The organism is Mycobacterium sp. E802 (genome assembly GCF_001666875.1).
GTDB lineage: Bacteria > Actinomycetota > Actinomycetes > Mycobacteriales > Mycobacteriaceae > Mycobacterium.
Genome location: NZ_LZJD01000041.1, coordinates 12,341 through 32,851 on the forward strand (window position 1 = coordinate 12,341; position 20,511 = coordinate 32,851).

18 protein-coding genes, 1 pseudogene and 1 riboswitch are annotated in these 20,511 nt (G+C 60.3%); of the genes and pseudogenes, 10 read left to right on the forward strand and 9 right to left on the reverse strand.

Going from position 1 to position 20,511, the window contains the following annotated elements; translation table 11 throughout:
• Positions 1–80 precede the first annotated feature (80 nt).
• Both A5699_RS28970 and A5699_RS29820 read right to left on the reverse strand, forming a co-directional pair.
• Positions 81–707, reverse strand: coding sequence for a hypothetical protein (locus tag A5699_RS28970; RefSeq protein ID WP_197508204.1), 627 nt, complete (start codon positions 705–707; stop codon positions 81–83).
• 121 nt (positions 708–828) lie between these two features.
• Positions 829–921: pseudogene (locus A5699_RS29820) on the reverse strand (hypothetical protein); the annotation flags it as partial.
• Positions 922–1,695: 774 nt separating this feature from the next.
• Positions 1,696–1,805, forward strand: a riboswitch (SAM riboswitch).
• A gap of 29 nt (positions 1,806–1,834) precedes the next feature.
• On the opposite strand from A5699_RS29820, the gene A5699_RS05985 reads away from it, so the two are divergent.
• Complete coding sequence (locus A5699_RS05985) at positions 1,835–2,200, forward strand: hypothetical protein (RefSeq protein ID WP_067766831.1); 366 nt, start codon at positions 1,835–1,837, stop codon at positions 2,198–2,200.
• Between the two features lie 589 nt (positions 2,201–2,789).
• Entirely contained in the window at positions 2,790–3,065 is a 276-nt protein-coding gene (locus tag A5699_RS05995) for a hypothetical protein (RefSeq protein WP_067766840.1), read from the forward strand.
• A gap of 30 nt (positions 3,066–3,095) precedes the next feature.
• On the opposite strand, the gene A5699_RS06000 is transcribed toward A5699_RS05995, so the two are convergent.
• Both A5699_RS06000 and A5699_RS06005 read right to left on the reverse strand, forming a co-directional pair.
• Entirely contained in the window at positions 3,096–3,698 is a 603-nt protein-coding gene (locus A5699_RS06000; RefSeq protein WP_067766843.1) for a hypothetical protein, read from the reverse strand.
• Entirely contained in the window at positions 3,695–3,952 is a 258-nt protein-coding gene (locus A5699_RS06005) for a hypothetical protein (protein ID WP_067766846.1), read from the reverse strand. Before A5699_RS06005 ends, A5699_RS06000 begins: the two co-directional genes overlap by 4 nt.
• A 127-nt stretch (positions 3,953–4,079) precedes the next feature.
• Here A5699_RS06005 and A5699_RS06010 point away from each other — a divergent pair, with 127 nt between their 5' ends.
• The 4 genes from A5699_RS06010 to A5699_RS06025 all read left to right on the forward strand — a co-directional run bounded on the left by A5699_RS06010 (position 4,080) and on the right by A5699_RS06025 (position 9,692).
• Positions 4,080–4,688, forward strand: coding sequence for a hypothetical protein (locus tag A5699_RS06010; RefSeq protein ID WP_067766848.1), 609 nt, complete (start codon positions 4,080–4,082; stop codon positions 4,686–4,688).
• 125 nt (positions 4,689–4,813) lie between these two features.
• Complete coding sequence (locus tag A5699_RS06015; protein ID WP_067766851.1) at positions 4,814–5,713, forward strand: hypothetical protein; 900 nt, start codon at positions 4,814–4,816, stop codon at positions 5,711–5,713.
• Positions 5,714–6,133: 420 nt separating this feature from the next.
• Positions 6,134–8,968 (forward strand): DUF4365 domain-containing protein, encoded by a 2,835-nt coding sequence (locus A5699_RS06020; protein WP_067766854.1) that lies wholly within the window; start codon positions 6,134–6,136, stop codon positions 8,966–8,968.
• Between the two features lie 118 nt (positions 8,969–9,086).
• The gene (locus A5699_RS06025; RefSeq protein WP_082957596.1) at positions 9,087–9,692 is read left to right on the forward strand and encodes a recombinase family protein; all 606 of its coding nucleotides are present in this window, start codon (positions 9,087–9,089) and stop codon (positions 9,690–9,692) included.
• A 152-nt stretch (positions 9,693–9,844) separates the two neighbouring features.
• On the opposite strand, the gene A5699_RS06030 is transcribed toward A5699_RS06025, so the two are convergent.
• The gene (locus tag A5699_RS06030; RefSeq protein ID WP_067766857.1) at positions 9,845–10,834 is read right to left on the reverse strand and encodes an IS481 family transposase; all 990 of its coding nucleotides are present in this window, start codon (positions 10,832–10,834) and stop codon (positions 9,845–9,847) included.
• A 249-nt stretch (positions 10,835–11,083) separates the two neighbouring features.
• Here A5699_RS06030 and A5699_RS06035 point away from each other — a divergent pair, with 249 nt between their 5' ends.
• Positions 11,084–11,272, forward strand: coding sequence for a hypothetical protein (locus A5699_RS06035; protein WP_067766860.1), 189 nt, complete (start codon positions 11,084–11,086; stop codon positions 11,270–11,272).
• Positions 11,273–11,506: 234 nt separating this feature from the next.
• On the opposite strand, the gene A5699_RS06040 is transcribed toward A5699_RS06035, so the two are convergent.
• Positions 11,507–12,571 carry a hypothetical protein gene (locus A5699_RS06040; protein ID WP_067766863.1) on the reverse strand — a complete coding sequence of 355 codons (1,065 nt, stop codon included), beginning with the start codon at positions 12,569–12,571 and terminating at the stop codon, positions 11,507–11,509.
• Positions 12,572–12,678: 107 nt separating this feature from the next.
• On the opposite strand from A5699_RS06040, the gene A5699_RS06045 reads away from it, so the two are divergent.
• Genes A5699_RS06045 through A5699_RS06055 form a run of 3 tightly spaced genes read left to right on the forward strand, consistent with a single transcriptional unit; the run spans position 12,679 to position 19,132 of the window.
• The gene (locus tag A5699_RS06045; RefSeq protein WP_067766866.1) at positions 12,679–14,655 is read left to right on the forward strand and encodes an N-6 DNA methylase; all 1,977 of its coding nucleotides are present in this window, start codon (positions 12,679–12,681) and stop codon (positions 14,653–14,655) included.
• Complete coding sequence (locus A5699_RS06050) at positions 14,652–16,004, forward strand: restriction endonuclease subunit S (protein ID WP_067766869.1); 1,353 nt, start codon at positions 14,652–14,654, stop codon at positions 16,002–16,004. The genes A5699_RS06045 and A5699_RS06050 overlap by 4 nt, the downstream gene beginning before the upstream one ends.
• A gap of 2 nt (positions 16,005–16,006) precedes the next feature.
• On the forward strand, positions 16,007–19,132 hold the full coding sequence (locus A5699_RS06055; RefSeq protein ID WP_067766872.1) for a type I restriction endonuclease subunit R: 3,126 nt from the start codon (positions 16,007–16,009) through the stop codon (positions 19,130–19,132).
• A gap of 85 nt (positions 19,133–19,217) precedes the next feature.
• On the opposite strand, the gene A5699_RS06060 is transcribed toward A5699_RS06055, so the two are convergent.
• Genes A5699_RS06060 through A5699_RS06065 form a run of 3 tightly spaced genes read right to left on the reverse strand, consistent with a single transcriptional unit; the run spans position 19,218 to position 20,160 of the window.
• Positions 19,218–19,652: a hypothetical protein gene (locus A5699_RS06060; RefSeq protein ID WP_067766875.1), complete on the reverse strand. Its 435-nt coding sequence runs from the start codon at positions 19,650–19,652 to the stop codon at positions 19,218–19,220.
• Complete coding sequence (locus tag A5699_RS30140) at positions 19,649–19,777, reverse strand: hypothetical protein (protein ID WP_255378762.1); 129 nt, start codon at positions 19,775–19,777, stop codon at positions 19,649–19,651. Before A5699_RS30140 ends, A5699_RS06060 begins: the two co-directional genes overlap by 4 nt.
• A 2-nt stretch (positions 19,778–19,779) precedes the next feature.
• On the reverse strand, positions 19,780–20,160 hold the full coding sequence (locus A5699_RS06065) for a hypothetical protein (protein ID WP_067766878.1): 381 nt from the start codon (positions 20,158–20,160) through the stop codon (positions 19,780–19,782).
• Positions 20,161–20,511 lie beyond the last annotated feature (351 nt).

The following is a 20,511-nucleotide window of genomic DNA, read 5'->3' on the forward strand; positions in this document are numbered from 1 at the left end:
CACCGTGGTCGGTCTGCACCGCTCCTCGATGGTCCTGCTCGCCGCCGATCACGACTGAAATTAGCGAGAGAGAATATTAGCTAGGCGGGCAGGAACGCAAAATTTGCGTTCCTGCCGCTGGCATCCTGTCCAGTAATGCTGCGGTTGTCGATCAGCAAGTCCCATTCATTGTCGATGCACGGTCCGCCTGTGACCGATGCGTGAACACGCCTCGACGTGTCCGAATTGCGTTGCACTTCGCCCCAATTCGCCGCACAAAGGCCGACAACCTCTATCGAACCCTGGATAGGATCAACGCTGGTGAGGTTCAGCGTCGCAGGCAGACTCGTTCCAGCGCTCGTCCACGTTCCCTTCCACTTGAGCGGGATGTTGGAGCTCGAGGGCGGCCCAGCCGGGACACACTGCCATGAGTGCGGCCACTTGGGATTATCCGTGTGCGCGACAGCGCCGTCGCCATACTTCCATCGACAAGCAGCGTTAACGTCGACATCGTCGGTGGGGATTCCCGGTGGGATGGTGCACTTCCACGAGTCCGCGTCGGTCAGACTCGCAGGTCCGGCCGCGTAGATCAGATTCGTATGGTGCTTGTAATTGCAATAACCGTTGAAATCCGGCGGCCCAAAGCTGTCGGCCGCTGCTGGCGGTGCCGCCGCAAAGCCGAATGTCACCCCGGTCAACACCGATAACGCCAAACGAGAAACAACCACTTCTACCCCCCGGAGTCGAAGCTCGCCTCCACCTGGGCAAACAGTAACCGCGCAACGCAGTCTAGACAAGCATCGGCAAACCGGACTCGACCGACCGGCAGAAAAGTCCTACCTGCGAGCCCTAGAAGTCCCAGTCCTCGTCTTCGGTGACGACGGCCTTGCCGATCACGTACGACGAACCCGAGCCCGAGAAGAAGTCGTGGTTCTGCGCAGCCACCTGGTCAGAGGGTTGAATGTAGCCACTACCTGCATAAACTCGCATCTGCTGATACCTCCAGATACCTGTAACCGGCAGCAGATTGTGGGCAAAATGTGGGCACGGCCCGCCGATTAACCCATGAGTCGCCCCGACACAGTGCCAACCCTCCGGCTGAATAGGCGACGACTGCGAGCCCGTCTTCGTCCGGTGCTCATGGCATCGTCACCCCAGTGCTGTCCAGCCACACGCGCTGTCATGCGAACGGCTTAGGCGTCATCCGTGGCAACAACACTGACCGCCTCTGGGCGGTTAGTTGGCAGTATGCTCATCGATAGATGAATTGATGCGCTGATCAACCTCGCGCCAGCGGTAGTACTCGCGGGTGGGGCCGATAGCGAAAGCCTGGCGAGTGATGCGGCAGTCACGCACAGAGTCGGGCTTCAAACTGAAGTCGTCGGTAGGCATTCGGCAGTCACGAAGTCAACCACGATCGAGCGAACGGTGCCGCGCGGCGCGCACGCGGCACCGTAACTTGTTGCGGCACAGGATACGAGTCGCTCGGCCTACAGAAGTAATGAAACCGTTGAGCACCCGGAAGGCCTCAATCCCGTGTCGTATCGGCACTTCTGGCGAGACCCTTGTCCCTGACCAGGCATTATTCGGAACTTTCCGCCGCAACTGAGTACTGGGTGAATCGTCACTACCAACTTTGATGCGCCACACAGTCGCTGTACTGCCGGCACGAGACGCCGGAATGTAGACAGCCCGAATGTCGTTGATCTCCATCAGCTTCAGGAGGTGCCGCACCAAGCTCCGGCTAGCGGTACGCCAACCCCAGGTTCATGGGTGGCCCGGATGACGAAGCGCCGTACACCAACCGGTGTAAGGAAGAGCGCCTCCTCGGAGGCCCAGGTTGAGGAGCCTGCCTGTGCTGTACCGCGATACCACCACCGACATCATCTGGATCGAGTACGAGCTTGTCGAAGAGCTTCGCGAACAGATTGTGGAGCTGGACGACGAGCAGCTCTTAAGGCGTGAATTCGACATGCATGGTGATGCCGCGATCCGCGAGTACATCATCGAGGCGTCTCTTGTCGGCATCTACAGCAGCCTCGGCTCCGAGATCGCATTCCGGCGCATCAGCGACGGCGAGGTGTTCACCCCCGATGAGATCGAGGCAGAGTTCGAGCAGGACGTGTGCGACCTGGAACCCGCTCATCGCGCCGAGATCACCTTGTCAGACTGGCTAAGCGAGGTCGGTTTCGCAGAGGACGAGGACCAGGATGTCAACTAGCCAATCGACACTCTGGCGCTGCGGCGAGTTCAGTTCCCGATGACTGCCTATCGGAGTCCCATTCGCCGGCACCATCGAGCAAGTCCAGGAAGAGTGAGCCAATATGCCGTTCAGTGAGGACGAACGCAGATTACGCGCTGAGTTAGCAGCCGAATTGGGCTTCTACCCGGCGACTCTCGACCCTGCCGACATCGACCGTCATCGCCGATTGAATGCCGCACTCGATGCTGCACCGACGATCGAGCGGATCGCGCGGAAGTATGCACATCTGCGTGAGGAGCGTAGGCGGGCCGAGATCGAGCAGCGTGGACGGCGGCAGATTGCCGACTTGTACGAGGACGGTCTACCGCGCGGATAACATCCAGCTGCTTGCCCGTTTCGCGCTCGCGACCTCGTATACCTGACTGGATAAGGAGCTGCGTCGAATCGAGCTGAGGTTTGACACCTGGGTCGGGCCACGGAGCGGCGAGACCGGCCACGTTAGGTCAATCCTCCGACAGTCTTCTGGTCAAGCATCGACCAGCAGACCACTCAGGACGCACTGCGCGGCAAGAAGCGCCTGCGCCGAACATCGTGGCAAGCTCGATGAATGGCGAGCTTCCCGAACGACACCGCTGAGAACGTCCGCACCGTCACGAACGTCATGGCCTCCTTCGTCGTCGGTGACGACGACAAGAGGTCATGGGCCTCGGTCGAACGCGTCATGGCCGAGCCACACGGCGTATACCGCTTACTGCAAGGCTTTATCGCCCTCACCGGCCTGCTCCTCCAGGAGATGGAATTCAGGGTGGACCCGCCGGTAAGCCCCGAAGCGATGCTTCAGAAGATCGTTGACGAGACCTACCAGTATCCAGACGAGGGCTGAAGTTTCGCGTGAGATCGCTCGTCTCACCGACTAGGCGGGATCTGGTTCGATAGTGATCTCTTCTGCGCTGAGGATCACTGCGGCAGCCTCTTGCACCCGCTGCCGGATCGACTTGTCCAGTGCTCGTTTCTCGACCTCATTGAGCGTCTGGCGGTCCAAGTTGCTGCCCGGCGTTGCCGACTCCAGCTTTGCCAGCAAGTTGTTGTTGATCGCCATCAGCACCGCGACATCTGACTCCATTAAGCTCGCCTCGGCGTGCTTCTTCCGGGCCTCGCAGAACTTCGTCCAGAGTGACAGCACCGTTCGGACAGTGCCGTACATCGTCGGCACACTTCCCGTGATCCCCGCGCCCCAGATCAGGATGTCGATGGGCGAACCGAAGCTGACGCGGCCAACCCGGAGCGACTCGACGAGGTACTGGCACGAGACCAGCACGTTCGGCGATACCAGGCTTCCCCGCGAGAACTGGCCCTTACCTTTGGGATCAACCTCGCTCACGAGAGCACCGACGAACATCAAGCTCTCGATCATCGGGAACAGATAGCCGAAGTCATTCAACCCCGGCGACTGCTCCGGCGATCTCAGCCTGATTCGGACGCTGACGACATCGGTCCCGACGGACGTGTTAGTCATGGCTGCTTGAGCCTCTGGCCGATGATCCTGAGTTGCTCATCGACAGTGCCCATCGCGTCGATCAATTCCAGGTGAGAAGCCAGCATTTGCGCGACCAGTTCGTGCAGCCGCTGCAGCCCCTCTTCTGGCGTCGAAGACTTCGTCTCAGCCTCGACATGCCGCTTGAGGTAGTCCACGAACGTCACGCAGTTGGTCAGCGCCTCGGGAACTTTGACGGTGCGTAGCACCTCAGCTAGGTGTTGGTCGACGGCCATCGCGCTTCTCCTTCTGTTGGGTGGACACACCGAAGGTAGGAGATGGACGGCGTCGATCCTGGGATATTCGCCGTTACTCGCCGTCGCAGTCTCGGAGAACGAGTAGCGTCCCGGCTAAGTTAGCCGAGTGAATCTCGTGCAGTGGCTCCCGCTCGTCGGCGGTCTCGGAATCGGGTCTGTGATCGGCAACTACATCGGTGGAGGCCGGGCACGCCGTGAAGTACGCGGTGCAGTGCTCAAGGCCATTGAGGCGACCGAGTTGACCAGATGGGCACCGACCATCTACCGAGAGTTCCGCACCGCATACCGCGAGGTGGAGACCACCGCACTCATCGCTCGTATCCCCAGAGCAGCCGTCCGTCATTACCTGGTCCTCGCCGAAGCAGGACGACAACTCAGCGACGAGTCCTGGGAGGAGCGCGGCGGTGACGAGGACTTCGGCGCTGGTGGTATCGATGGGTACTTTGCCGACGTCATTCAAGAGGCAGCCGAGATGATCACTCGGCTCGCTTGGCGTCCGTGGTTGACCAGACTGACGCTGGCCAAGGACTTGAAGAGCTTGCGAGACCAGGCCCAGAGGTTCGCAGCCGAAGAGCGCGTCATCAAGTCGGCACTCGCGAAAGGTCAACGCACCCATGGCCTACTGCCGGGTCCGCTGGGCGAGATCCCAGGGATCAAGCTGGAACCACCGCAGTTCCCTGAGGCGCACCTCAACGAACTGCCCGACGCAACCTGACCAGGCCCCACGGACGATGACCCGTTCACGGTGAATCCTCGCCGTGGTGTCAGCGCTTTCGGTTTGGCGGCAAATACCGGCTGTGCTACCTCGGGAAAACTGGTGTCGACAGCTACCTTTACGTCGTGGACGGCACCAACCTCCCCATCGACCCACGCGGAGTCTTACTGATCTCCCCAGACTCAGCGAGTCTGAACAGCTTGAAAATGACCCCCGTGGCCGTCTTGTCGGTCGACGATCATGTGCGGTACCGGGAGGCGTACCGCCGCGTCTTCAACATCATTCTCGGCGGAATACTCGCCTACTTCGAAGTATCCGCTGAGGCATTGCACGCCAAGGTGGCAGAAGCAAACCAAGCCTTCGCCGAACGCCGGTTTCAGCCGCAGACACACCCCGAGGAAGCTGTGCGCCTAGTCTCTGAAATCCGCGCCGCCGTCCTGTCTCTGGCGTCCGCTGTCTATTTCCACCAGGAGCAGACGTACCAACTCGCGAGCGATCTTCATGCCAACGACGAGACCGTTCTCGCCTCGATCAAGAAGGTGTTCAAGGACGTTTTCGACACTAACCGGAGCTACCGCCTTCTCTATAGCCTTCGGAACGTGATGACTCACTACACGATGGAGGCCGTGACGGTGTCTGGGCGCGCACTTCAGGTCGCTGACGACCGCATAGAGGCGCGCTTCAACTTGAGAATTGATCGTGGAGTGGCCGCTCGGTCGAAGAAGATCAACAAGGTCGTGAAGGCTGAGCTCGAGCAGATGCAGGACGATCCCGACGTCCTTGAGTTGCTCGACGAGCTTCACTCGCCGCTGTATCGCGCGGATCAGCGCGCAGCCGCACTCCTCTACCCGGATATGCGTCAAACCTGCGAGACCATCGTGGAGTTCGATAATTTCTTCAAGGGTGCGCCGGGGATTCGGGCGCTGGTAAGTGACTGGAATCCCGGCGTGCGAGGGCAACGAGCGTCGTGGACCGCGTGGGCACCGCAAGTGTTCGCGTTCGCTTACCGCCAGTTGACTCCGTAGCGGTCGGAAGCATCTGGGCACGCCAGTCTCGGTAATCCTTGGGACCAGTGCAGCTGTCTCGAAAACGACGAGTTCCGAGCGTCTCGAAAGACTTTCGCACAACTTGGTGGGTATCACGCGAAAGTACACACCACACCCCCATATGCGCCTCCCTAACTGCGGACGGCGCGGGCCGGCCCTGCAGGCGAACAGGCACGGTTACGGGAAGTCGTCGAGCACGACGATAGCTGCGGCTACCATTCGCTAATGCCGTCGCGGATGGGTCCGAACGCAACTAATCCGATCGACTGGTCAGCACCGGTGCGGACAGTCCAGATCGTGTCTCTGGCTTCCCCACCGCAAGCCCGCTCGGTCGCCCCAGCATCGTTCGCGGGAACATAACGTGACCGATGTGTGCCTAGCGACAGAAGGAATCTCAGGATGAGAGCAAGCCAGTCAGGCTTGACGGGCGCGGAAGGGCAAGCTGCCGTCGAGCAGCAGTTCACACGAATCCGCTGGGGTGTCGCCCGTAATCCGATGGAGCATGACCTCGGAACCGATCTGTGGTTGCAGTCACGCGATCCGCGTCGATTCGACATGGGTGCGCTAGTTGGCGCACAAGTGAAGTCCGGTGACTCCTGGTTTAGATCTCCAGAACGTGATGACGCGGGGAAGGTGATCGGGTGGTGGTTTGCCGACAGCGATGGCGCTCACCTCAAGCACTGGAAGGACCACAACGTGCCACACATTCTTGTGTTGCACGATCTCAAGACCAGCACGTCGTACTGGGTGCCCATCACGTCCGACCGCATCGTATCGACTGGTAAGGGATCAAAGATCCTCGTTCCCGCCTCCAATACGATTGATGAAGACCACCTCAATGACTTGCTGGAGGTGGCCACTGGGCATCGCAAACCGGCACAGTGGGAAGGAAGCGCCTTTGAGGGCGGAGAGCCAATCCTGCGACCCGATCGTCTCCGGCATGCCCTGCTTACCCCACGCTTGATTGCACCGCACCCAAATCTAGCCGTCGACAGCTACCAGCCAGATGAGGCAATCGCGCTCCTGGTCAAAATGCGCCTTCGCGAACTTCGACCATCGAAGTCGCCCTACTGGGAAACGAAAGCCCCTGATCTAGAGGGATGCCGAGCCTCAAAGGATTGGGAATGGAGGTTCTACGCTGCTCTGTACAGCTTCCTCGTCGAGGGGGGCGACCTCGGAGCTATCCGTGAGTTGATCGATGCAGACGACGCACTCCCACACCAGCAAGCCGCCGCCGCCGCCGTCGTCGCGGCGCTCCTGGTCGAAATGAACCGACCCAGTGATGCTTTGGAGGTCCTTGATCGACTCATTGAGGCCGACGTGTGCGAACCAACAGATCACGCGTGGCTGATGCTCCATCGTGCGCGATGCAGGGCCGAATTGGGTGATCTAGAGCAGGCCCTGGAATCGGCTGTAGAGGTCCAGTCTCTGCGCACCATCGCTCCCCATGACCCAACCGCGATGGCAATAGTCGGAGCCGCCGCTGATTTGATCTTCGGCATCAGTTCCCAGGCGTCGCGCAACGTTGCAGACGCAGTCACAGGGCGCGACACCTTGGCAGCTTGGTGGCGCACCCAAGAGGTTGCTTGGGCGCTGCAGGAGAAGGCACGTGAGGATTTCAAGAACTGGGCAGAAGACAAGACCATCAGATGGGGGAAATCTGACCAGACGTGGCTCCATCTTCGAGCGGCGACGTTGATCTCTGGCTTTACCGCCGACCACACCGCGTGGAGGGCCGCGACTTCGATGCTCGCTCAGCGGGTCATCACCACGGCCACCGAAAACACCGACGCAGTGGTGTCGGCGCTGACGCAGATGCTCCATTGCGGTGACAACGAAGCCATCAAGTTGTCACTCGGCCGCCTCCTTCGAGCCGGACCAGTACAGGCGGTCCAACAAGCGGCTAGCGCAATCATCCTCGATGACGCGACGCGGACGTCGCTGCTTGCCGGCATCACGGCGATCACCAAGGCAGCTGACGTTCTCTTACCCGAACATGCAGTACGCCACGCACAATGGGCCATCGAGGTGCTTAATGACCCCGCAGTCCTAGCAGACCGCCTTGCGCCAACTTTCTCGATACCCGACATCGTGCTCGACATGCTCGCAGCCTTGGTTCCAGTCATATCGACCAGCGACCTCCGAGTCGTCGTTGATCACCTGGTTACCTTGCCCGCCCAAGAAGACCAGGCCATAGCCCACGGCTATGCCAAGGTAGTCAGAGCGGTACCGGTTGCCGAATGGTCGGATGCCGACAAGGAGCGGTTGGCACAACGCACATCCGACAACTTCGAACTAAGCGAACAAATAGAAGTGGTTCTCGCTGCGTCCGACGAAACGCGCAGAAGAGGTCTGGAAGAGCAGATCGCACAGGGAGACTTGGCGGCACTACAAGCCTTCGGAGATGTTTGCGACCTTAACGCCGATACTGTCACCGCTCTCGTCGAGAGCCTGAACCAGAGCATCGAGACCGAGGTCGCTGAACTGCAACAGGGGCAAGGTGCTGTAAGACGGACCAGTTTCGGTGGAACGCTCATCGTCGTCAACTGCTGGCACCCCGAACAAGCGAGTTGGGACCAGATAGTCAATTTGCTTAGCCAATCGGCTACCTACACTCGGCATCTGGTTAGGCCACTAGAGAATCTCCGTCGACTGGGCGACGCAGTGCCAAGCGATGTTTCAGATCGGCTCGCACCAATCCTCCGGCAGATTATGGCCAGGACGACACAACCAGCGGATGCGTTCTTTGGAAGTCCTGATGTACGCGGTGACGCGGCTGCCGCGTTGGAAGCGATGCAACCCTCGTCAATAACTGAGACCGAGTTGTGGAATCTGATGAACGGGACCACGAACCAGCGCGTTGGAGCGGCGTTAATCGTGGCAAGCAGAAGACGACCAGAGAATCTGAATGTTCTTGCCGCGATTGCTCGCGACCCTGACCCGTGGGTGCGCGCAGTAGTGGCTAACCAAGTCGCGGACTGGATTTGCGACGGCGTTGCCACGGATTCCGCCAGTGCCCTGCTGGAGCGCATTCTTGCCGAGGACCGTGGCACAGTTGTCGCCCGAATGGTTGCCGCACGTCTGGATGGGGCGGCACGAACAACCGCGACTGACCAGATCGCGGCGCAGCTTGAGGATCATCCGTCGGCAGAAGTTCGGTCTGAGGTAGCAGCCCATAGGTCCAAGCCAATGGTTCCAACGGCCCAGCCGAATAAGCAGGGGCATGTCTCGTAACAGACCACATCTGAGACATCCTGCGAGTGGCTGAACCTGGCGGGCAGACTCCCACGTCGAGCCGTCTCGAAAGTTGGTCTCAGAAATAGATGTCTCGATAGTGACGTTGGGACTATTTATGACACCGTCGGACCTCGCGTCAGCGGCTACCAAACACGCCGGCACCCGGATCGGCTACACCAGGGTCAGCACCGTCACCCAGACGCTGGATCAGCAGAACGAGGCACTTGCCGCCGCCGGAGTGAACAAAGTGTTCTCCGATGTGATGTCAGGTGCACGCGACGACCGGCCCGGCCTGGCCGAACTGTTGGCATACGTGCGGGACGGTGACACCGTAGTTGTCTGGAAGCTCGACCGCCTCGGCCGCAACATGCTGCACATCCTGCAGACAGTCAAGGAACTGACCGAGCACGGCGTCACCCTTGTGTCGGTGACTGACGGCATCGATTCCTCGACTCCCGCTGGGCGCATGATGATCGGCGTTCTCGGGTCGCTGGCCGAGTACGAACGCGAGCTGATCAAGGAGCGCACCGCGCTGAAGCGGGCCGCGTCCCGCGCCAATGGCACCAAGTTCGGGCGACCGCGCAAGGTCGACGACGCAGATCACATTGCCACCGCCAGACGGATGAAGGCCGATGGACACACGGCCAAGGACATCGCCAAGTATCTCGGCGTCAGCAGGGCCACTCTCTATCGGTATCTTGCCGACGTCGACGCGGCGTAAGGCGTCAGAGGCGACGGGCGGCGGACAGCACTGCCTCGACGTGGGCTTGCGTGGCGCTCCATTGGTCCAGTTCTTGCTTCCAGTTCCTGCGGATGCTCAAGCCGTACTCGGGGGCCGACTTCTTGCCTTCGTAGTCGTGGTCGACGAGCGGACTAACTGTACTGACCTGAGAGGTTAGGTACGCGGCTGGCGGGTGTTTGGCCTCCGAGTGCGGTGTGGCCGCGGTGGTGATTGTAGTAGTGCAGCCAGGTCGGGAATTCAGTGCAGCGTTCGGTGTCGCTGGTGTAGAGCCGTGCGTAGGCCCATTCATCGGCCAGAGTGCGGTGGAAGCGTTCGACTTTTCCGTTGGTCTGTGGCCGGTAGGGGCGGGTGCGGCGGTGCTTGATATCGCCTAAGGCATCCCGGAAAACGTGTGATCGATAACAGGAACCGTTGTCGGTCAATACATTTCGCACCTTGATGCCACGCTCCAAGAACCAGGCGTCAGCCCGCTTCCAGAAGTCGGCAGCGGTCTGTTTGCGTTCGTCGGACAGCATCTCGGAGTAGGCCAGCCGGGAGTACGCATCGATGGCGGTGTGCAAGAAGTGGTAGCCGCGAGCTGGATCCCCGTTGCGGCCGCGCAGTCCGGTGCTTTTATCGGCTACCGAGTTGCGTTTGCCGGCGGTGCGACCCAGTTTGCGCCAGCCGCCGCCGGCAGGGATCTTGCCGAGTTTCTTGACATCGACGTGCACCAGATCGCCGGGAGCCTCAGACTCCATTCGGCGGATGACGCGTCCTGTGGGGCGGTCCAGCCAGCGCAGCCTGGCCAGTCGGTACCGGCTCAGGACGCGGTGCACTGTCGAAACATTCAAGCCCAGCAGGTAGGCAATGCGGGCTGGTCCCCAGCGGCGCAGAACGCGGACTTTGATGATGCGACGTTCGGTTCGTACCGGGGTCTGGTGGGGACTGCGATGGGGTCGTGAGCTGCGGTCGGCCATGCCAGCCGGCCCGAGCTCACGGTAGCGCCGCGCCCACCGCTGGGCGGTGGTGACTGCGACCTGGAACCGTTCAGCGGCTCGTCGCAGGGACCATCCGTCCTCGACGATGCAACGAGCAAGGCGCAGACGACCGGTTTCTGACAACGGGGCATTACGGTGAGACATGAAGACCTCCGAGGTGAGCGTGTGTTCCTAGACAGCTCGCACTTCACTCGGAGGTCTTCTTCATGTCACCGCGCCACGCCGTACCTAACGTCCGTGGTCAGTACAACTAACCGGCATCGCCCATGATGTCGCAGGAATCAAGAACAAGCTGGGCCAGACTTGATGGTCTGTATCGAAAACGACGAGTCCCACAGCGACCCACGGCTTCAACGCGAACGTCGACTTTCTCATGAAGATGTAGCTGCCAGGGTGAACAGACTTCACCTGAACCATCGCATGCTGACCGTCACCGACGTCGACAACCAAGTCGACCCCACGATCATCTGCAAGAGGCCGATACACCTGGTAACCGAGAAGTGCGATCCGGCTGGCGAAGAGGAGCTCGCCAGCAGCACCCAACCCAAGGTGGCCCGGCGCGCGCCCGCCGAGCGCGGGTAGTTCTGCAGAATTGGGTTCGGCTCCCATGTCGTCAACACCTACACGTCTACGTTGGTTGCGTCATGGTAGTTCTCCGATGCAGTTGGCCAGATCGTGCAAAGGCGACGACGCTCCACGGCCAGCTGCGCAGTCTTCGAGAAGGAGGCATCAACGCAACCGACGTCACGAAGATGTTGGGCGTCTCCCGCGCTGCGGTGTGCCGGCACCTGGCGAACACTGCGGCCTAGTCTCTGGTCATAGATCATCGGGTTCTTCGAAGTCGTCCGGGCTCGGCTCGTACCCGGCCCATCGATCCTCGTCGTGCGGCGCGTCTCCCCAGCCCTCGATCTCGTCGGGAGTCGCCTCCTCGTCTCCGAGATCGAGAACGAACGGAATGTCCGTCAACATCATGTCCGACTTTGAAAGGGCAAGACTGCACACGGGGCATGAGGCTGAAGCGACGTACGCCGACTGCTTTACGAAGAAGCCGAAGCTGTTCGGCGCATCGGAGTCATCTAGCTCGACGTCCCGAACCACGTCGTAGACGACCCACAGTGTGTTTTGACAGGCCGGGCATGCGTGTGAACGCAGCATCTGGGCATCGCCAACCTCTGGTGCGCGCATGACCAATTCGGCGATCAACCGGATTCGTGAATCTGCGTCTAGGCCTGCGGTCAACCGGGCGTACGCGGTGCGTGCTGCGTCGAGAAGGCCATCGAAATGCTGCCGCAGCTTCTCATATCCGGCCTGCTGTCGAGCCTGAACGATCTTGAGATGTTTGGGTGACCAGAAAGCATCCCAGTCCGCATCCTGGTGCAGCGCACGTCGGATCTCAAACACACTGTCCGCCAGAGCAACCAATTCGGTGAGCGCATCCTGCACGGTCACATCCACGGCGGCCAGCCCCATATGCAGCGCCTCATTGCGGACTTCAAAGATCAACTTGGGATCAGCGATCGGCTTCGAACCTTGCGGCTTGCACTCATTCAACCGGCGAACCGCATCCGTGCCGCCAACGGTGAAGACCTTGCCTCCGCTTGCTGAGGGTCTTCCGATCAATGCAAGCAACGTTGGCGTGTTGGCGTTCCCGGCTAGGAGGCTGACATCAATGCCAGCGAGCGTCGACTTAACGAGTAGCTCCGCAGCGGCACCGATAGAGGCTAGCTGGTCCATCTTCCCAAGTGCTGACGTATCGCCTCCCTGGGTGCCTTCGATGGCTCGTCGAGCATGCTCCGCCGCCAGATTAAACATCGCCGTCGGCAACTGGCGATGGGGCTTCTGACCGTACGGCGTATTCCATGCCGGAGTTGTGGAGGTCATAAGCCGATCAGCCTAACCGCTCGATGAAGGGCGAGGTCCCTCGCGGCATCGCCGAATCGGGGTAACTTCCACTGGTACTAACCGAGATTGAGGGGACAGTTCGCACCGTGGCGCAGACCAATGCCAACCTGATCTGGAAGATTGCCGACCTGATGCGAGGGCCGTACCAGCCCAACCAGTACGGCGACGTAATCTTGCCGTTCACCATCCTGCGCCGCTTGGACTGCATCTTGGAGCCCAGCAAGGACGAGGTCCTTGCCGAGTACAAGAAGATCCAGGCAACCAAGGTCGACCCCGCTGTCATGCTGAAGGCTAAGTTCAAACTGCCCTTCTACAACACCTCGCAGTGGACCTTCGCAGCACTAATCGGTGACCCCGAGGGCGTCGCCGACAACCTGATTAACTACATCGAGCGGTTCTCACCCAACGTGCGAGACGTCTTCGACGGCTTCCGCATGATCGACCTCATCAGTGACCTCGCCAAGTCGGACCGGCTGTACCTGATCGTCAAGGAGTTCGCCGCAGTCGACCTGCACCCGAACGTGATCACTAACCACGACATGGGCTTTATCTTCGAAGAACTGATCCGCAAGTTCGCCGAATCCAACAACGCTCAGGCCGGCGATCACTTCACCCCTCGCGAGGTGATCGCGTTGATGGTCGACATCCTCTTTCACACTCAAGACGACGTGCTGACCAAGCCCGGCACAGTCCGCACCATCTACGACCCAGCCGCCGGAACCGGCGGCATGCTCTCCACCGCTTACGACCATCTCATCGAGCTGAACCCCAAAGCACGCCCTGTGCTTTACGGGCAGGACATCAACCCGCGCTCGTACGCGATGTGCAAGTCAGACATGATCATCAAAGGCCAGGACGTCGACAACATCTACCTCGGCGACACACTGACCGATGATGGGTTCCACACCAAGCACTTCGACTTCCTGCTGTCCAATCCACCATTCGGAGTCGACTGGAAGACGCAGCAGAAGAAGGTCACCGACGAGTACGAACAACGTGGATTTGCCGGGCGGTTCGGTCCCGGCATACCCCGTGTATCCGATGGGTCGCTGCTGTTTCTAATGCACCTGGTCTCCAAGATGCAGCCAGTCAAGAACGGCGAGGGCGGGAGTCGTCTGGCCATCGTGTTGAACGGCTCACCGCTCTTTACCGGCGGTGCCGGGTCTGGTGAGTCCAACATTCGGCAATGGATCATCGAGAATGACCTGCTAGATGCGATCGTCGGGTTGCCGACGGACATGTTCTACAACACCGGAATCGCTACGTACATCTGGGTTCTCGACAACAACAAGCCTGCCAAGCGCAAGGGCAAAGTCCAGCTCATCAACGCTGTCGACATGTACGGCAAGAGGCGCAAATCTCTCGGCTCCAAGCGGAAAGAACTGCGCCCGAAGGATATCGAGCGGATCTGCCACCTTTACGACAGCTTCCGCAACCAGAACCCCACCGACGAACATGACGCCCACTCGAAAGTCTTCAAAGGTGGGGAGTTCGGCTACTCCACCATCACCGTCGAACGACCCTTGCGGCTCCGCTTCACTCCCACCGAGGACAACGTCGAGAAGGTCCTGGCGCAGAAGAGCGTCGACAAACTCAACGACGGCGAAAAGACTGTCATTAGAACCGCTCTGACCGGGCTTATCGGGTGGGAGTACAAAGACCGCGACGGCTTCGTCGCCGAGTTGACGGATGCGCTGCGCAAGGCTGGGCTAACAAAACCGCCTGCCCCGTTGGTCAAGACGATCTGGTCGACCATCGGTGAGCACGATGACGATGCTGTTATCGTCACCGACTCCAAGGGCAACCCCGAACCTAACCCAGCGCTGCGCGATACCGAGAACGTGCCGCTGAACCAAGACATCGAGGAATACTTCGCCCGCGAAGTCCTACCCCACGTCCCTGATGCCTGGATCGACCACGACAAGACCAAGATCGGCTACGAGATCCCCTTCACCCGCCACTTCTACCGGTACGTGCCACCCAGACCACTCGAGGTGATCCAGAAAGACCTCCGTGTCCTCGTGGGTGAGATCCAGGCAATGTTGACGGAGGTCGGTGCATGAACTGGCCCAACTACCCTAACTACAAGCCTTCGGGTACGGAGTGGTTCAGTTCGATACCTAGCCACTGGTCGACGACCAAACTGAAGTGGTCGACATCGTTGGTCACCAGTGGTTCTAGAGGATGGGCGCAGTACTACGCAGAAGAAGGCGACTACTTCGTTCGGATCGGAAATCTGTCTCGCGGTGCCCTAGGTTTCGATGACTCGGATATCCACTACGTGCAGGTTCCCGCTGGTGCGGAAGGTGCAAGAACGATGACGCGCAATGGTGATCTCTTGTTCTCGATCACGGCCTATCTGGGATCGGTCGCCGTCGTCGACTCCGGCCACGCCGGAGCCTATGTGAGCCAACACATCGCGTTAACTCGACTCAACGACCACCAGCTCAACCCTTGGTACGCCGGATACGTTGCCTTGTCCGACACCGGACAGCGCCAGCTTAGTGAGCAGGCGTACGGCGGCACCAAAATTCAACTCAGCCTTGATGACATCCGGAGCTTGGTGCTGCCTCTACCAGATGTTGCGGAACAACAGCTGATCGCTGACTTCCTCGATAGCGAAACTGCCAAGATTGATGCGCTGATCGCCAAGCAGGAGCAGCTCGTCGCCACCCTGCGCGAGGACCGCGCCGCCACCATCACCCACGCCGTCACCAAGGGTCTCGACCTGGATGTCGAGATGAAGGACTCCGGCATTGAGTGGCTCGGGGAGATCCCAACTCATTGGCACCGAACCCAATTACGTCACATTATCGCCGGGATTGAGCAGGGTGTTAGTCCTGAGGCTTACGCTGAGTTGGCCGATGACGGTTGGGGAGTTCTCAAATCCGGCTGTGTCAACAACGGCGTGTTCCGGGACACCGACCACAAGAAGCTTCCAGGCGGATTCAAGGTCGACCCATCGATTATTGTCAAGGTGGGAGATCTGCTTGTATCCCGCGCAAGTGGAAGTCCGGATCTCGTTGGTTCGGCAGCGATCGTTCGTCAGCTTCGTTATGACCTCATCCTGTCCGACAAGACATTCCGTCTAATCTCAACTCCAATGATGTTGACTGAGCACCTTGAATGGGTGCTGAACTCACGCATCTACCGCGAGCAGGTTCGCGGTGCCATCAGCGGTGCGGAGGGGTTGGCCAACAACTTGCCGATGTCTGCTCTGAAGTCCTTCCACTTCCCGGTGCCTCCCCAGAGCGAACAGAGGCAGATTGTGTCGTACCTGACTGAGCGATGCGCCAGTATCGACGCCCTGATTGCCAAGGCTGACGAGGTGATCCACACGTTGCGGGAGTATCGCTCGGCTCTGATCACAGAAGCGGTGACGGGCAAGATCGATGTGCGGGGGGCGGCGTAACGGTGGTCCAGCAGCATCACGAGTCGGCCTTCGAGGCCGAAATTTGCCACTACCTGTCCGAACACGGCTGGCTGTACTCGCCGACGGACGAAGGCTACGACCAGGAACTGGCGCTATTCACCGATGACGTCTTCGATTGGCTTGCCGCAACGCAACCGGAGCAGCTTGAGAAACGAATCAAGCCAGAGCTGACTGGTGATGCGCTGAAGAAGGCGCGGTTCGGGGTGCTGGCGGCACTGGTGAAGCAGTTGGGGACTGATCCGAAGGCCAACGGTGGCACGTTGTCGGTGCTGCGGCGCGGCTTCAAGGACCTCAACGCTCAGTTTGCGATGTGCCAGTTCCGGCCCAACACCACGCTCAACGAGACCACCCAGAAACGGTATGACGCAGTGCGGTTGCGGGTGATGCGCCAGGTCCACTATTCGACCCAGAACGCCAACAGCATCGACCTGGTGTTCTTCGTCAACGGCATCCCGGTGGCCACAGCGGAGCTGAAGACCGACCTCAGTATTCAGAATGTCACCGACGCGGTCCTTCAGTACAAGCAGCACCGCCTGCCCAAAGGTGAACCCCTGCTGCAAGTCGCCTCTCGGGCTCTGGTGCACTTCGCGGTCTCGAACTCAGAAGTCCAGATGACCACCAAGCTCGCAGGCAAGGACACCGTCTTCCTGCCGTTCAACCGAGGCGATCACGGCCACGCCGGAAACCCGGCCAATCCGCATGGCTCGCCGACGGCTTACCTGTGGCAGCAGATCCTGGACCGTGACACCTGGTTGGACATCCTCGGGCGATTCCTGCACTTACAGATCGACGAGAAGATCGACCCGGCCACCAATAAGAAGGTCCGCACCCAACGGATTCTGTTCCCGCGCTACCACCAATGGGACGTCGTCACCCGTCTGGTCGCAGATGCCCGCCGCAAGGGCCCGGGGCAGAAGTATCTGATTCAGCACTCCGCCGGCTCAGGGAAAACCAACTCCATTTCATGGTTGGCGCATCGCCTGTCGGTGCTGCACGACGACGCCAACAAGCCAGTGTTCGACTCCGTCATCGTGATCACCGACCGTAACGTTCTCGATGCCCAGTTGCAGGAGGCGATCCGCCAGATCGACCGCACCCCCGGGGTAGTCGCCCATATCGCCGGGCTGGGTGGAGCAAAATCCCAAGAGCTGGCCAATGCGCTGACCGGTGGGACGAAGATCATCATCGTCACCATCCAAACCTTCCCCTACGCGCTGCAACTGATCCAGGAGCAAGCCGACCTCAAAGGCAAGAGCTTCGCGATCATCGCCGACGAAGCCCATTCCTCACAGGCCGGGGAAGCGTCCAAACGACTGAAGGCCGCACTGTCGGAAAGCGAACGGGACGACCTCGAGGACGGCGGCACCGTCGATGCTGAGGACGTGTTGACCGCTGAAATGACCGCGCGCGCCGAGTCGACGAACTTGTCCTTCTTTGCGTTCACCGCAACCCCCAAGGCCAAGACCCTGGAGTTGTTCGGCCACAGGTCCAGCATCCAAAGCAAGCCACACCCGTTCCATCTGTACTCGATGCAGCAGGCCATCGACGAGGGCTTCATCCTCGACGTGCTGCGCAACTACACGCCGTACAAGACGGCCTTTCGGCTGACCCACCACGGGCAGATCTTCGAAACCGAAGACACCGCCGCCTCGGGCACCGTCCAGATCTCCGGTGAACCCACGGGCGAGTTGGTGGACAAGAGTGCAGCCATCAAGTCGGTGATGAACTGGGTCAAGCTGCACCCCACCAACATCAGCCAAAAGGTCGCGATCATCATCGAGCACTTCCGCGACAACGTCACGTGGCGGCTCGACGGCAAGGCCAAGGCCATGGTGGTCACCTCCTCGCGCAAGGCGGCAGTGCGCTACAAGCTGGCCTTCGACAAGTACATCGCCGAGCACAATTACACCGATATCGCCGCCCTGGTGGCGTTCTCCGGGGAGGTCACTGACCCCGACTCCGGGCTGGAGAAGGTCACTGAGGCCAGCATGAATCCGGGGCTGAAGGGCCGCGATCTACGCGGTGTGTTCGCAACCGACGAGTACCAGGTGATGTTGGTGGCCAACAAGTTTCAAACCGGCTTCGACCAACCGCTACTGGTGGCGATGTACGTCGACAAAAGGCTGTCGGGGGTGGCGGCGGTCCAGACCCTGTCTCGGCTCAACCGCACCGCACCGGGTAAGGACCAGACCTTCGTCCTGGACTTCGCCAACGCCGCCGAGGACATCGTGGAGGCGTTCGAGCCCTACTACGACGCCACGACCCTCGCCGATGTCACCGACCCCAACATCGTGCACCAGACCGTGAACAAGCTCGACGCCGCCGGGATCTACCAAGAGTTGGAGATCAATGGCCTGGTCGCCGACTACCTCAAGTACGCCCAGCAGCCCGGTAAAGGCCATGAAGCACTCAACAAATGGATCAAGCCAGCGCGAGACGTGTTCCGGGATCGGGAACGCCAAGCTCGCGACCACGGCGACAGCCTGGCCCTGGAAGAGCTGGACATCTTTCGCAAGGACATCGGCACGTTCCTGCGCCAGTACGACTTCCTGTCCCAGATTGTCAACTACGAAGACCCCGCCATCGAGAAGCTCTCGATCTACCTACGGCACCTCGCCCCCATGATCGCCAGCGAGCAGCTCCACCATGACATCGATCTGTCGGGCGTCGACTTCGACTACCTTGCCCAGCACGCCCAGCAGGCTACGGACGGCAAGCTTTCTGGCGGTGTCGTGCTGCAGCCGGCCAAAGCTGGGGGAACCGGCACTGCCCGCGATCCTGAGTTGGTCGCGCTGGAACAGGTGATCGCCCAGATCAATGACCTGTTCTCCGGCGAACACCCCGACTCCAGCGTCCGCAACGTAGTCACCCACATCAAGGACCGGCTCGAAGAAAGCGAGACCCTGCAGCAGCAGGCGCAAAACAACACCCTGGCGCAGTTCTCGGCCAGTCCTGATCTGCAGAACGAGTTCGTCGGCGCGGTGATTGGGGCCATGGCATCTTCGGAGGATCTCTCCACGCAGATTCTCAACAACCCTGAGCTATCCCAGAAGCTGCTCGGCGAGCTGGTGCCGATCATCTACCAGGGGTTGAAGCCGACGGCCTGAGTCTCCCAACGATCTGTACCCACGCCGTTCTGAGCAGCGTGCACTGCTGGCTGCGCAAATTCAGCGGCGTGTGTGGCAGTGCGAGCTATTGATGGCTCTCCAGGCGACGCTGCAGACGCGACACCGTAAATTCGTCCAAGCGTTCCACCTCCTCAGAAGCGTTGTGGCGGACAGCCTTCTGCGGGTGCACAGTCACAAGCTCGATGGCCTCATCGACGGGATGTTCCGGCCAGACGATCTTGTTGGACCGCTCGATCACCACAGTCGCCCCGAGAGACTCCAGCAGCTCGGCGCGCCTCTTAGCAGTCGAACGGGAGCGATAGATCTGCCGGGTGGACGGCCACACGAACTGGTCGGTGCCTACCAGCTTGATGTAGTTGCCTTCCGGTTTCCAACCAGGCGGTGCCCAGCCAGGCACCGGAACCCAGTGGTCGGGTTCTTCTTCGCCGGGATAGCACACCGGTTCGGTCGATCCTTCAGGGAACCTGATCACGCGCACGCGGTAGAGATGGTCAGTCACGAGGTGTCCTTCCGTTGGGGTGTCGATCGTCGTCGGATTGCAGGTGCCAGCTGAATGGTGTGGCGCACGAGCAGGTATGCGGCGGCGGTGCCGTAGAACAGGGCGAGGGCGGTGGTCCAGGACATGCTCAGACCTCGTGCTGTGCGGTGCATGCGGTGGCAGCGGCCACGAGGCGCTGTCGGAGACCGACCACCCGCCGGGGGCAATGGTGGCCCTCGATCGCCTTGCGGATCGCGGTGATTCCGGCACCGTGCCGCACCTGGCCACCGGTGACGCTGTGGCCGGAGCATCCGCACCACAAGGTGGTGCCAGTACCCACGCGGCAGATCGAGACGATGCCGACCGGCTGCCTATCGTGGGCATGAATCCAGGCCCGCTGATACGCCAGCGCATACGCCTGGCGTACCGATGTCGCGGCCACCGTGAACTTGGTGCCCTGATAGTGGACGGTCTTGGCTGAGAATCCTCCCCGGTGCGGGAACAGCTCGTAGGCCTTGAGCGTGCTCATAGGTTCTTGGTTCCTTTCAGTGGTTGGTGCCGCAGGGTGTTGGTTTCCACGGGGTGGCCGGTCATCGAGAGACCTCGATCACGGTCGATCCACTCAGGCGCTTCGCGCCTTCGCTCCTCGAATAAGCAGGGCCTTCGGCCCTGTGCGCTGGAACTGATCGCCAGCAAATTTCGATGTGAGCCAGTACGGCTGCGGAGCGAAGCGGAGCAGCGTATGGGGCGGTGAGTCCCCGAAGGGGACGAGCTAAGCCCCACCGTCCCAACGTGTGAAGGGCTGTGAAGGGGTTGTTGGTAGATCTGAATGTAATCCATACTCGAGAACCTCCCAACTACCCCTTCACAGCCCTTCACA

Excerpts from the sequence above, each read along its gene's own strand:
- A5699_RS06030 (WP_067766857.1), bottom strand. The coding sequence starts at position 10,834 with ATGTCTCACCGTAATGCCCCGTTGTCAGAAACCGGTCGTCTGCGCCTT.
- A5699_RS30140 (WP_255378762.1), bottom strand. The coding sequence starts at position 19,777 with ATGTCCTGGACCACCGCCCTCGCCCTGTTCTACGGCACCGCCGCCGCA.
- A5699_RS06020 (WP_067766854.1), top strand. The coding sequence starts at position 6,134 with ATGAGAGCAAGCCAGTCAGGCTTGACGGGCGCGGAAGGGCAAGCTGCC.
- A5699_RS05995 (WP_067766840.1), top strand. The coding sequence starts at position 2,790 with ATGGCGAGCTTCCCGAACGACACCGCTGAGAACGTCCGCACCGTCACG.
- A5699_RS06025 (WP_082957596.1), top strand. The coding sequence starts at position 9,087 with ATGACACCGTCGGACCTCGCGTCAGCGGCTACCAAACACGCCGGCACC.
- A5699_RS06065 (WP_067766878.1), bottom strand. The coding sequence starts at position 20,160 with ATGAGCACGCTCAAGGCCTACGAGCTGTTCCCGCACCGGGGAGGATTC.
- A5699_RS06000 (WP_067766843.1), bottom strand. The coding sequence starts at position 3,698 with ATGACTAACACGTCCGTCGGGACCGATGTCGTCAGCGTCCGAATCAGG.
- A5699_RS06040 (WP_067766863.1), bottom strand. The coding sequence starts at position 12,571 with ATGACCTCCACAACTCCGGCATGGAATACGCCGTACGGTCAGAAGCCC.
- A5699_RS06005 (WP_067766846.1), bottom strand. The coding sequence starts at position 3,952 with ATGGCCGTCGACCAACACCTAGCTGAGGTGCTACGCACCGTCAAAGTT.
- A5699_RS06050 (WP_067766869.1), top strand. The coding sequence starts at position 14,652 with ATGAACTGGCCCAACTACCCTAACTACAAGCCTTCGGGTACGGAGTGG.